Below are 11,586 nucleotides of genomic sequence, written 5' to 3' on the forward strand. Positions count from 1 at the left end.
TTTGCAAAGATTTTAAGCAAATTTTAAAAAATGATTAATAAATAACAGGTAAGAATAAATTTAAGTTAATAATAAAAATAATAGCCATGAAATACAGAAATCGATTTCAGTTGAAACGATTTTAGAACGGATGATTCCCCAAAAATATTTTTATTTTGAGACCTGACCGGAAAAACGCAAATTTTTACCTGTGAACTTATTTCCTTCCATGGGATGCTTCTGCATATAAAAAAATCCTGAAATTGCCGTCAGAACCAATAAAATAAAAGCTACCAGAAAAATTCTTTTTAACATTTCCTTCATATCGCCAGATTTTTAATGTCCTTAATTTCTAATGTTGAAGTCGGATACCCTTTTAGTACAGCATTAATCATTGCAATACCCACTTCTTGTAAAGTTAATGATTTTGATGGTAATAAAACAGGGAAAATCCAAATTAAAGGTTTAAAAAACCATTTTACATTTTCCTGACCTTCAACGGGTTTCATAAATCCCGGTCGAAAATTATATGCAGCCCTGAATCCAAGCTTTCTGAGTGCATTTTCTGTTCTGCCTTTAACTCTTGCCCACATTATTTTCCCGCTTTCCGTTTTGTCGGTATGCGCTCCGGAAACATAGTTGAACACCATATCCGGATTCTGATGAAGTACTGCTTTTGCAAAATGCAGCGTCGTATCATACGTAATTTTGGTATACTCTTCCTCGCTCATTCCTACACTGCTGATTCCTGCACAGAAAAAGACGGCATCATAGCCTTTGAAGTTTTCATCATTCAGATCTATCTTTAAAAAATCTGAAACTATATATTCTTTTAATTTGGCGTGTTTTTTACCCGACGGTTTTCGGCTTACACTGAGGATTTCAGAAATATTAGGATTCTCAAGACATTCCATCAAAACGCCTTCACCTACCATTCCTGTTGCTCCTGTGAGAATTATTTTTATTGAATCCATTTTTTACTGTTATTACTGTTGTTGACGTTTTCAGTAATGCTTTTACTTTATGTGGTATCAAAAATTATACATTTTTTTAGTTTTTTGAAATTTGGGTATTATTTAACCTAATTGATAAGGGTTTCAGGGTTTCGGCGGCTGCGAAGCAGCCGCCGAAACCTTCAAATCAAGCAAAAAACTTCTGAAACCATAAATAAAAAGCCGATCAGTTCAATCTGGTCGGCTTTTAAATTTCTATACTATAATATATGTTTATTTCTTATCCTGCAATTTGCTGTAAATATTGTGGATTAAACCATCTGCAACAGAAATTTTAGGTACAAAAATCCTGTTGATTTCCGACCATGACATCACATTGTTGAAGATCTGTAACGCGTGAACCAGAACGTCGGCTCTGTCTTCGCGAAGATTATATTTTGTCATTCTTTCATCAACGGTAAGATCATCAAACTCTTTATACACTTTTTTAAGATGAGAAAGAGACATCGGTTTGCCGTCTTTTGTTTTACTCATGGAAAAAACTTTGTTGATGTTTCCTCCCGATCCAATAGCTACAATCGGTTTTTTGCTGTTGATATTTTTTCGGATTTCTTCCTTCATATCTTTCCAGTTGTCGGGCGTTACCAGATTGTTCAGCAAACGTATGGTTCCGATATTAAAAGACTTTTCGTACTTCATTTTTCCGTTTTCGTAGAAAGTAAGCTCTGTAGAACCTCCGCCGACATCAATATACAAATAGGCAAATTCTTTATCAAGACCTTCGGCAACATGATTTTCAAAAACCAGAGTTGCTTCTTCGTCTCCGGAAATTATTTCAATATTAATTCCTGAAGTTCTTTTCACCTCTTCAATAATTTTCTGTCCGTTGGCTGCGTCACGCATGGCACTCGTAGCACAGGCTCTGTAATGTTCCACTTTGTAAATTTTCATCAGATCGCTGAAAATCTTCATCGAGTCGATTACCATTTTTTCTCTTTCCTCTCCGATCTTTCCTAAGCTAAAGACATCCATTCCCAGTCTCAGAGGAATTCTCAAAAGATTCAGCTTAATAAATTCGGGCTGTTTGTTGTTTATTTTTACTTCATTAATCAAAAGTCGGGCGGCATTACTTCCTATATCTATGGCTGCGATCTTCATTTTTTATTCGTTTTGGCTTTTAAATATCGATAGGTTTCAATCTGAGAACGGCACTCTTCCTTATCGTTATCAATATATTCGTTGCTCAGTTTTTTGTCTAAAATACGGGCTTTTACATTATCTTTCAACTGGATGTCGAGAATATCCTTCAGTTCTTTCTTTAAATTTTTATCGGTAATTTTTGCAGCGGCTTCAATTCTGTAATCCAGATTCCTCGTCATCCAGTCCGCGGAAGAAATATACATATCTTCGGCTCCTTTATTGTAAAAATACATCACTCTGGCGTGTTCCAGATATTCGTCTACAATGCTGATTGCCTTTATTTTTTCTTTAAACTCTTTTTGGTTCACCGCACAGTAAATTCCTCTTACAATCATTCTGATGACAACTCCGGCTTGTGCCGCTTCATATAACTTTTCAATCAGAAAGCGGTCGCTTACAGAATTGGCTTTAATGATCATTTCTGCGTGTCTTCCCGCTTTGGCTTCTTCAATTTCCTTATCAATATGATGTAGAATCTTTTCACGCATAAACTGCGGACAGACAAGTAAACTCTTACAGGTTTTAAGAACAGGCAGATAATCTTCCTTCGGCTTTTTCAGAACATTGAATACCTTATTAATGTCTGCCATAATTCCGCGGTCTGCGGTCATTAGCAGATGATCTCCATAAATTCTGGCGGTTTTTTCATTGAAATTTCCCGTACTTACAAAACCGTACTGGATGGTTTTGTTATGAGACCTTTTCTTGATGACGCATAATTTGGCATGAACTTTCTTATTCGGAAGACCTATCAATACGGTAATTCCTTCAGGTTCCAGCATTTCCTTCCATTCAAGGTTCGATTCTTCATCAAATCTTGCCTGAAGCTCAAGCATTACCGTCACTTCTTTACCATTTCTTGCCGCATAAATTAAAGCATTGATGATTTTCGAACTGCTCGCTAAACGATAGGCTGTAATCTGAATCGACTTTACATCAGGATCCATTGCTGCTTCACGAAGAAGATCAATTACAGGATTGTATTTGTGATAAGGGAAGGTAAGAAGAACATCATGTTTCAGAATAACATCCGTTACTCTTTCCGTGTTTTCAAAAGCGGGGTGGGTAAAAGAAGTTCTTTCAACAGGCTTTTCATACCTTTCAAAAACGTCGGGAAAATCCATGAAATGTTTAAAATTATGAATTTTTCCTCCGGGAATGATGCTGTCTTTTTTTGTCAGGTTTAATTTTCGGATCAGCATTTCAAGAAGAGCCTTGTCCATATCTTTATCGAAAACAAAACGGGTAGGTTTTCCTTTTCTTCTGTTTTTTAAACCTTTTTCAATTTTTTCGGCAAAATTGGTACGGATATCATTATCAAGTTCCAGTTCTGCATCTTTGGTTACTTTAAAAGCATTGGCCGCAAATTCATCATATCCGAAATAGGAGAAAATATGAGGCAGGTTAAAAGTAATCACATCTTCCAGAAGCATTACATTTTTCTCTTCCACATCTTCGGAAGGAAGCAGAACAAATCTTCCTACAAACCTTGAAGGGATTTCAATAATGGCATAATTGCTGGAATACTGCCAGTCTTTTTTCCGCATCGCTACACCCAGATAAAGACTTTTGTCCCGCATGTAAGGCATAGGTGTATTTTCATGAAGCAGAATAGGAATAACATTGGATTCTACCACTTCATCAAAATATTTTCTTACAAACTCTTTCTGATTGGAAGATAAATTTTTGGCTGTTTTAATATAAACATGATGTTCAGCCATTTCCGCCTGAATTTTTTTCCAGGTTTTATCAAAATTCTGCTGCTGTCGCATCACAATATCATTGATCTTCTGGAGAATTTTGGAAGGCGGCTGATAAAAAGATTCTGCAATAACTTTTTCTTTGAAATCCATGGCGCGCTTTAAACCTGCAACCCGCACACGGAAAAATTCGTCTAAATTGTTGGAGAAAATTCCTAAAAAACGGATTCTTAAATGTAAAGGGACTTTTTCGTCCATGGCTTCCTGTAAAACCCTCTCGTTGAAGGCAAGCCAGGTAATATCTCTCGGATTGAAATGTAATGACATTCTCTAGTGTATAATTTATCAAAAATAATAATTCGTGGTATCTCTGAAAACCTTTTTGCGTTAAGCTTTAATTAAATTTTTGGAGCGAAAAAGATTCTGAAACCGGATGATTTTTGTAATCCATTAAAGTTATTAAAAACTATCTGGAAAATTATAATTCTGACTGATGTTTTTATTTTAAAGTTGTGAAGTGACAAAATTGATACGGTTTAACAAGTATTAAAAGGTTTTGTGACAAAAATTCAAATCATTTAAAAAGTAAAGTTTAGGTTTATTTTAAACTGTATTTCTAAAATTTTTAAGGCGAAAAATGAAATTATTTTTTCCTGTTTTAGTTTGTTTCTGTCAATTTGTCACAAAATTTTGAATGGTATAAATATTGAGAAATACTGAGTGTAATTTAAAATTAAAAATTAGAAAAAATATAAAAATATTATGAGTAAAATAATTGGAATTGACTTAGGAACAACCAACTCTTGTGTTGCTGTGATGGAGGGTAAAGACCCTGTTGTTATTCCTAACGCAGAAGGTAAAAGAACAACGCCGTCTATCGTTGCGTTTACAGAAGATGGTGAAAGAAAAGTAGGAGATCCTGCAAAAAGACAGGCGGTAACGAATCCAAAGAAAACAGTATATTCAATTAAAAGATTCATCGGAACTCACTTTAAAGAAGATGCGAAAGAAATTTCAAGAGTGCCTTATGAAGTAGTTTCCGGACCAAATGATACCGTAAAAGTAAAAATCGACGACAGAGAATATACTCCACAGGAAATTTCTGCAATGACGCTTCAGAAAATGAAGAAAACGGCTGAAGATTATCTTGGTCAGGAAGTAACAAGAGCGGTAATTACTGTTCCTGCATACTTCAACGATGCACAGAGACAGGCTACGAAAGAAGCGGGTGAAATCGCAGGTCTTAAAGTAGAAAGAATCATCAACGAGCCTACTGCTGCAGCATTAGCTTACGGTTTAGATAAAAATCACAAAGACCAGAAAATCGCGGTATACGATTTAGGAGGTGGTACTTTCGATATCTCTATCCTAGATTTAGGAGATGGTGTATTCGAAGTATTGTCTACAAACGGAGATACGCACTTAGGAGGTGATGATTTTGATGATGTAATCATCAACTGGATGGCAGATGAATTCAAATCTGAAGAAGGTGTTGACTTAAAGTCTGATGCAATCGCATTGCAGAGATTGAAAGAAGCTGCCGAAAAAGCAAAAATCGAATTGTCTTCTTCTCCGCAGACTGAAATCAACCTTCCATATATCACAGCTACTGCTACTGGTCCTAAACACTTAGTGAAGACTTTAACGAAAGCTAAATTCGAGCAGTTATCTGCAGATTTGGTAAGAAGATCTATGGAGCCGGTTGCTAAAGCCTTGAAAGATGCAGGTTTATCAACTTCAGATATCGACGAGGTAATCTTGGTAGGAGGTTCTACAAGAATCCCGATCATTCAGGAAGAAGTGGAAAAATTCTTTGGTAAAAAACCATCTAAAGGAGTTAACCCGGATGAGGTTGTAGCGATTGGTGCAGCGATTCAGGGAGGTGTATTAACCGGAGATGTAAAAGACGTTCTTTTATTAGACGTTACGCCACTTTCTTTAGGTATTGAAACAATGGGTTCTGTTTTCACTAAATTAATTGAAGCGAACACTACGATCCCAACTAAAAAATCTGAGGTATTCTCTACAGCTTCTGATAATCAGCCGGCTGTAAGCATCAGAGTAGGACAGGGAGAAAGACCAATGTTCAACGATAACAAAGAAATCGGTAGATTCGACCTTACAGATATTCCACCTGCACCAAGAGGAGTTCCTCAAATTGAAGTAACATTCGATATCGACGCAAACGGTATCTTAAGTGTTTCTGCTAAAGATAAAGGAACTGGTAAAGAGCAGTCTATTAAAATTCAGGCTTCTTCAGGTCTTTCTGACGAAGAAATCGAAAGAATGAAGAAAGAAGCTCAGGAAAATGCTTCTGCCGATGCTAAGAAAAAAGAAGAAGTTGAAATCTTCAACAAAGCAGACGGATTGATCTTCCAGACTGAAAAGCAACTGAAAGAGTTTGGTGAGAAATTATCTGCTGATAAAAAAGCAGCTATTGAAACTGCTCACGGAGAACTGAAAACGGCTTTCGAAGCTAAAAATGCAGACGATGTAAAAGCTAAAACAGAAGCTTTAGACGCAGCTTGGATGGCAGCTTCAGAAGAATTGTACGCAGCAGGACAACAGCCGGGAGCTGATGCAGGAGCACAGAACGCAGGAAATGCAGGAGGTGCAGAAGATGTACAGGATGCAGACTTTGAAGAAGTTAAGTAGTTATTGATTAATATTAATTAACAAAATATAGAAAATCCCCACAGGCGTATGTTTGTGGGGATTTTTGTTTTTTCAAAGATTTTTGATTTTGTGCTTTTTTAAGTGTTTTTTATTACACATTTGTACCATATTTGTACCGGCACTTAAGTAGAGAAGATGTGGCACTTAAGATTTTTTTTCTTACCTTTAGTTTTTCTATATGTATGATTAAAAGGATTAAAAGAGAATGTCTGCATTGTTCGCAGGAATTTATACCTAAGACAGTAACTTCATTTTATTGTCGTGAGCAGTGTATAAAAAATGCTTACCAGAAAAGAAAGCGTCAAGAAAAATTAGAATTAAAAAGACAAGAACTGATTGATCAGATTCCTTTAGATAAAATTCTCTTGACAGTCCCTGAAGCTGTTTTACTCTTTGACATTGCAAAAAGAACACTTTATAGACTTATCAAACAAAATGTAATACCTTCTATTAATGAAGGAACTCGTTTAATAAAAGTAAATCGTGAAGTTTTGCAAGAAATGTTTCCTCCGGCATCTAAAGAAAAGATTGAAAAGAAAAATTCTAATCCTAACTTGTATGATCTTTCTGAAGAGAATTGCTATACTATTGGTGAGATTTCCAAAAAATTTCAGTTACACGATACGAGTGTATACAAGCATATCAGAAAGTACTCAATTCCCACCCGTCAAATTGGTAATTATGTTTATGCTCCAAAAAGCGAGATTGACAAATTATATAATGGTACTATAGATTAAGCTTATGAAACAACTTTCAAAAACTCAAGTTACAGTTAGATTGCGTAAAGCTGAGGATAGAAATGAATGGTATGTCTATTTGGAGAGTTATCCTGTATTTATTGCTGGAAAAAATAAACCGCAACGTTCTAGGGAGTATCTCAATAGAATTGTTTATACGGTTGAATGGGATAAAAAAAGAACAAGCAGAACTAACCTAAAGGACGGGACAAAAGCCTTTAAACCAAAGCGTGATGATAATGGAATTATAGTTTGTAAGAGTGAGCGTGACAGGGAGACAATGTTATATGCTGATGGAATTCGTAAACTACGCCAAAAAGAATATGATAATGTCGACTTGTATAGTGATAGCGATGCTATTAAGGCCGAATTGCAAGAAAAACAAAAAGAAAAATTTATAGATTACTGTAATAGGTTGCTAAAGAAAAGACACGGCTCAAATAATAGTTCTGATTCAATTAGAACTAACTGGAGGTGTTTAATTGAATTTATTATAGAGTTTTCCGGAGATGATTTAAGATTTTCAAAAATTGATTTGAGTTTTGCTGATGATTTTAAGCTTTATCTTTTATCGGCGCCCTATCGCGGAAAAAAGAAAGGAATTCTTTCAAATAATAGTGCTGCAACGTACTTTTCTATTTTTAAGGCAATAGTTTCCCAAGCTTTTATTGATGGTTATTTTATAATTGACTTATCAGCAAAGATTAAAGGTATTGGAGAGCAAGAATCTTTCCGTGAACATCTCTCTTTGGAGGAACTTAATCTTTTAGTAAATACTCCTTGTGAAAATGATGAATTGAAAAGAGCATCTTTATTTTCTGCACTGACAGGGTTAAGACATTGTGATATTAAAAGGCTTAAGTGGAAAGAAATTGATGTTCAGTCAAATAGAATCAAAATTCAATTTAGACAAAAGAAAACAAAAGGAGTCGAGTATACACCGATTTCTGAACAAGCAATTCATTTATGCGGAACTCCGAGACTTCCCGAACAGCTAGTATTTGAAAATTTACAAGATAGCTCTTGGATTTCGAGACCTCTCGAAAAATGGGTCAAATCAGCTGGAATAACAAAGCATATAACTTTTCATTGCTTCAGACATACTTTTGCAACATTGCAGCTTTCTTTAGGAACAGACATTTATACAGTTAGTAAAATGCTTGGACACAGTAAAGTTACAACAACTCAAGTTTATGCTAAAGTAGTTGATGAACTGAAAAATAGAGCAGCTGGAGCTATTAAGCTGGATGAAAATATTTTAGAAGAAAACCAAGAAATTATACAAGCAAACTAATAAATATGAAAGTCAAAAATTTTGAATTAATATGTATGTATTTACCCATTATAGTGGTATGTATCCTTTTAGGAACTCAAGTCAGAACATATTTTATCGATAAAGGGTCCGATGAATTTACGGCAAATATCTTTTTTATAGTCGTGATTTTCGTAGGTGTTGTTATTTATTCAGGTCTAACATTGTTTTTGCATACTATCTATGAAATTATAAGCAGAATTATTACTAAAAGAAAAAATCTAGTTTTGGTTAATGAATTCTTTTCTGGACCTGTTACTATTGCTGATATTAAAGAAGATTTAAAATTTAAAGAAGTTGTAAAGTTCGATAATAAGCTTGAGATTGCATTAAGATATACAAAGGAGCAATTTGCGCTATACACATCTGTTAATGATTTAGAAAACCTATGCAGCTACATTACAAAGTATGCTAAGAAAGAAAAAATAGAAAATTTTAGCCCTGTAAGGGTTCACAAATTATCTAATATGGATTTGTATCATTTTGGCTGGAACATTTGGAAGCACTTTGATAGGCGAAATCAATATGAAGTAGCATTGTTTTTAAAAGAAGTTTTTCAACATTCACTAAAAGATGTTGAAACGGACTCAATTAAAAGTCATTTAAAAGATGATGATGAAAAAGGTATCATTAAAATAAAAAGAGATTTAAAATTTTAGTATAATAAATATCTTAACTCCTTGCATAGTCGTAGCGATTATTGAGCATTTACTAATATTTCTGAAGCTATCCATTTACGAACTTAAATGTCGGGAATATTTCAAAAAATTATAATACATTATTAATAGTTAAATTTTTTTAGAAGAAATTTTATCATAAATAGATTTTACATAAAATGAAGAATGTAGAGAATATTCCTTTTTTACTGCAACAAATTGAAGGTAAATTAAATTCGCTATCTATAGAACAGGATAAATTAGATAATCCTCTTTTTGATATAGAAGTGACCAAAAACGAAATCTTACGGATCGAAAGTGAAATTGACCCGATAAAGAAAGAACTTATATCTTATACTGATATTCAGAGGCAGAAAGAATTAATGAGGATTCGTCTAACAGAGTATATGGATGTACTCGGCAAAAATCACGATCTCCCTTTTTCAAAAAGTCAGGGGCGTATTGGAGAATTAAATTTTTATCTAAAGCCCCTTGTTGATATCAGAAGTATTTTGAACAACGATTTGACAACTGGTATCAGCGTTAATTTAGCCCTGACAAAAGATCCATCTGATGCAGTCTTTGATGCAGAATCATTTAGAGAAACTCTTTTTCAGCAAAGACATAGTATTATCCAAGCAAACAATATCTTTCAACTCTTTGAAGTGTGCAGAAATTTCCTTGAAAAGATAAAGATAAATTATAAGTAATTTTTTTATTGGATAATGTCTTCATTGTAATGGATTCGCCACTTCGGATTGTACTGAGGTGAAGTTAACTGATAGTCTAAGTAAAAATCATAATCACTATTCATTGCCAGAAATTTACTGTAAAACTCTTCTTTATAACCTGCATTATCCAAGTAGAATCCAATAGCTTGGTGATAAGGATATACAAATGATAATTTTTTATAATGATGATGTAATTTATCTGCGTCAATTAATTGCTTTACCATAGCAAATGCATTAAGGATATTTTTTGTTCCACCGGAATATAGTGGTCTTACAGTACAGTCTATAAGTGTCTTTTCAAGATTTGAAACTTTTACTCCATTAATGAAGGTTTCCATTGTAGTACTGCTTTGATTTTTAAGAAAGTAAAATGTTTTGTCTCTGAATTGCTTTATATTTTTTGTGACTCTCTGAGGTTTACTAAAAGCTAAATCTATATTTCCTTGAGTTAAGGTGTTTTTAGGACTGGAAATGCTATCGATCTCTTCTGATAAATAGATGGCGTTGTTTTCAATAGTACTTATTTGATGCATTATTAGTGCTGAATGGTGGCTAAAGTGTATATTTGTTATACGCATAAACCAAGTCAACAACTTCAGGATTGGAGTCATTGAAAATATATAAATCTTGTTCTAAGGTGTAATGTTTTTGAAGTATGTATTCGCTAATTTCTTTACTTAATTTTTTGAATTTGCGAAAACTCGAAATTTCCTGTACCAAATAATCAAATTCCTTTTTATTTAAAGCCTTTCTGTGAGGACTACCAGCAATATAAGCATCAACAATCTTTTCAAAATTCATTAGTACGTAGTATTATTTACTTATGTATACATAAGAAATAATACAAAGTTAGTCTTTTTTATTTGAAAAGTCAAATGGAGGAGATTTTTATTTAAAATGTCCGTTATTTCATACAAAATGTGTAATTTTGTATGAAATAACGGACATTATGAAAAAGAAACAAATAATTTTACCCAAGTATTTGGCTCTGCTGGAACAAATGGGAGAGAATATTAAACTTGCTCGAAAAAGAAGAAAATTAACTACAGAGCAGGTTTCAGAGAGAGCCGGAATTGTACGTTCAACACTACATCTTATTGAAAAAGGTGATCCAAGTGTGGCAATGGGATCATATTTTAATGTTTTGAGAGTATTGGGTCTTAGCGATGATATTTTAAAGCTTGGATCTGATGATGAATTTGGAAGAAAATTGCAAGATTTAGAATTACTGAAATAATATAATTAAATGAAATCTACTAAAGTTGACATATTTGTATATGCAGATTGGATTGACCTTCAAGGTCCTCATTTAATGGGGATTTTGTCAGCTCATCAGGGTAAAGGAAAAAAGTCCTTTAGTTTTGAATATGATAAAGAGTGGATTAAAAGTGCGGGTCAAAATTTAATAGATCCTGATCTTCAGTTGTTTGGAGGTCCACAATATCCAACCAATAAAGAAAATTTTGGTGTTTTTATGGATAGTATGCCTGATACTTGGGGAAGAACACTAAAGAAAAGAAAATCTATTCAGGTAGCCAAAGAAACTGGAGAGAAAGAAAAGAAACTTTATGATCTGGATTATTTATTAGGAGTGTATGACCAAACAAGGATGGGTGCTCTGCGATTTAAGACTTCAATAGAT

13 protein-coding genes are annotated in these 11,586 nt (G+C 33.9%); 7 read left to right on the forward strand and 6 right to left on the reverse strand.

All coding sequences use genetic code 11. From position 1 onward, the window contains the following. Positions 1-150 precede the first annotated feature (150 nt). From WFK35_RS01680 to ppk1, 4 genes are all read right to left on the reverse strand, one after another. A complete protein-coding gene (locus WFK35_RS01680) occupies positions 151-303 on the reverse strand; it encodes a hypothetical protein (RefSeq protein WP_157967229.1) in 153 nt (50 codons plus the stop codon). Beyond that, positions 300-953 carry an NAD-dependent epimerase/dehydratase family protein gene (locus WFK35_RS01685; protein ID WP_336731046.1) on the reverse strand — a complete coding sequence of 218 codons (654 nt, stop codon included), beginning with the start codon at positions 951-953 and terminating at the stop codon, positions 300-302. The genes WFK35_RS01680 and WFK35_RS01685 overlap by 4 nt, the downstream gene beginning before the upstream one ends. Before the next feature lie 252 nt (positions 954-1,205). Further along, positions 1,206-2,090: a Ppx/GppA phosphatase family protein gene (locus tag WFK35_RS01690; RefSeq protein WP_235129897.1), complete on the reverse strand. Its 885-nt coding sequence runs from the start codon at positions 2,088-2,090 to the stop codon at positions 1,206-1,208. Next, positions 2,087-4,159 (reverse strand): polyphosphate kinase 1, encoded by a 2,073-nt coding sequence (gene ppk1, locus WFK35_RS01695; protein WP_336731048.1) that lies wholly within the window; start codon positions 4,157-4,159, stop codon positions 2,087-2,089. The genes WFK35_RS01690 and ppk1 overlap by 4 nt, the downstream gene beginning before the upstream one ends. A 435-nt stretch (positions 4,160-4,594) precedes the next feature. Here ppk1 and dnaK point away from each other — a divergent pair, with 435 nt between their 5' ends. The 5 genes from dnaK (at position 4,595) to WFK35_RS01720 (ending at position 9,923) form a co-directional block, all read left to right on the forward strand. After that, positions 4,595-6,487, forward strand: coding sequence for a molecular chaperone DnaK (gene dnaK, locus WFK35_RS01700; protein WP_336731050.1), 1,893 nt, complete (start codon positions 4,595-4,597; stop codon positions 6,485-6,487). A 158-nt stretch (positions 6,488-6,645) separates the two neighbouring features. Next, the gene (locus tag WFK35_RS01705) at positions 6,646-7,245 is read left to right on the forward strand and encodes a helix-turn-helix domain-containing protein (RefSeq protein WP_228370502.1); all 600 of its coding nucleotides are present in this window, start codon (positions 6,646-6,648) and stop codon (positions 7,243-7,245) included. Between the two features lie 4 nt (positions 7,246-7,249). Further along, a complete protein-coding gene (locus WFK35_RS01710) occupies positions 7,250-8,539 on the forward strand; it encodes a site-specific integrase (RefSeq protein ID WP_002977236.1) in 1,290 nt (429 codons plus the stop codon). A 5-nt stretch (positions 8,540-8,544) separates the two neighbouring features. Continuing rightward, on the forward strand, positions 8,545-9,216 hold the full coding sequence (locus WFK35_RS01715) for a hypothetical protein (RefSeq protein WP_002977238.1): 672 nt from the start codon (positions 8,545-8,547) through the stop codon (positions 9,214-9,216). A gap of 176 nt (positions 9,217-9,392) precedes the next feature. Next, the gene (locus WFK35_RS01720; protein WP_002977239.1) at positions 9,393-9,923 is read left to right on the forward strand and encodes a hypothetical protein; all 531 of its coding nucleotides are present in this window, start codon (positions 9,393-9,395) and stop codon (positions 9,921-9,923) included. Between the two features lie 5 nt (positions 9,924-9,928). On the opposite strand, the gene WFK35_RS01725 is transcribed toward WFK35_RS01720, so the two are convergent. After that, entirely contained in the window at positions 9,929-10,477 is a 549-nt protein-coding gene (locus WFK35_RS01725) for a hypothetical protein (RefSeq protein WP_336731052.1), read from the reverse strand. A 19-nt stretch (positions 10,478-10,496) separates the two neighbouring features. After that, positions 10,497-10,745 (reverse strand): hypothetical protein, encoded by a 249-nt coding sequence (locus tag WFK35_RS01730; protein ID WP_336731054.1) that lies wholly within the window; start codon positions 10,743-10,745, stop codon positions 10,497-10,499. 148 nt (positions 10,746-10,893) lie between these two features. Here WFK35_RS01730 and WFK35_RS01735 point away from each other — a divergent pair, with 148 nt between their 5' ends. Further along, positions 10,894-11,181, forward strand: a complete 288-nt coding sequence (locus WFK35_RS01735; RefSeq protein WP_002977244.1) for a helix-turn-helix domain-containing protein — start codon at positions 10,894-10,896, stop codon at positions 11,179-11,181. A gap of 9 nt (positions 11,182-11,190) precedes the next feature. Beyond that, positions 11,191-11,586, forward strand: a 396-nt coding sequence (locus WFK35_RS01740; protein ID WP_336731056.1) for a HipA N-terminal domain-containing protein, incomplete at its 3' end; no start/stop codon positions are given.

The sequence above is a fragment of the Chryseobacterium sp. VD8 genome (genome assembly GCF_037149975.1).
Lineage (GTDB): Bacteria > Bacteroidota > Bacteroidia > Flavobacteriales > Weeksellaceae > Chryseobacterium > Chryseobacterium indicum.

What these genes read in the sequence shown, in the direction of transcription:
- WFK35_RS01680 (WP_157967229.1), bottom strand. Translation starts at nt 303, where the DNA reads ATGAAGGAAATGTTAAAAAGAATTTTTCTGGTAGCTTTTATTTTATTG.
- WFK35_RS01685 (WP_336731046.1), bottom strand. Translation starts at nt 953, where the DNA reads ATGGATTCAATAAAAATAATTCTCACAGGAGCAACAGGAATGGTAGGT.
- WFK35_RS01690 (WP_235129897.1), bottom strand. Translation starts at nt 2,090, where the DNA reads ATGAAGATCGCAGCCATAGATATAGGAAGTAATGCCGCCCGACTTTTG.
- ppk1 (WP_336731048.1), bottom strand. Translation starts at nt 4,159, where the DNA reads ATGTCATTACATTTCAATCCGAGAGATATTACCTGGCTTGCCTTCAAC.
- dnaK (WP_336731050.1), top strand. Translation starts at nt 4,595, where the DNA reads ATGAGTAAAATAATTGGAATTGACTTAGGAACAACCAACTCTTGTGTT.
- WFK35_RS01710 (WP_002977236.1), top strand. Translation starts at nt 7,250, where the DNA reads ATGAAACAACTTTCAAAAACTCAAGTTACAGTTAGATTGCGTAAAGCT.
- WFK35_RS01715 (WP_002977238.1), top strand. Translation starts at nt 8,545, where the DNA reads ATGAAAGTCAAAAATTTTGAATTAATATGTATGTATTTACCCATTATA.
- WFK35_RS01720 (WP_002977239.1), top strand. Translation starts at nt 9,393, where the DNA reads ATGAAGAATGTAGAGAATATTCCTTTTTTACTGCAACAAATTGAAGGT.
- WFK35_RS01725 (WP_336731052.1), bottom strand. Translation starts at nt 10,477, where the DNA reads ATGCATCAAATAAGTACTATTGAAAACAACGCCATCTATTTATCAGAA.
- WFK35_RS01730 (WP_336731054.1), bottom strand. Translation starts at nt 10,745, where the DNA reads ATGAATTTTGAAAAGATTGTTGATGCTTATATTGCTGGTAGTCCTCAC.
- WFK35_RS01735 (WP_002977244.1), top strand. Translation starts at nt 10,894, where the DNA reads ATGAAAAAGAAACAAATAATTTTACCCAAGTATTTGGCTCTGCTGGAA.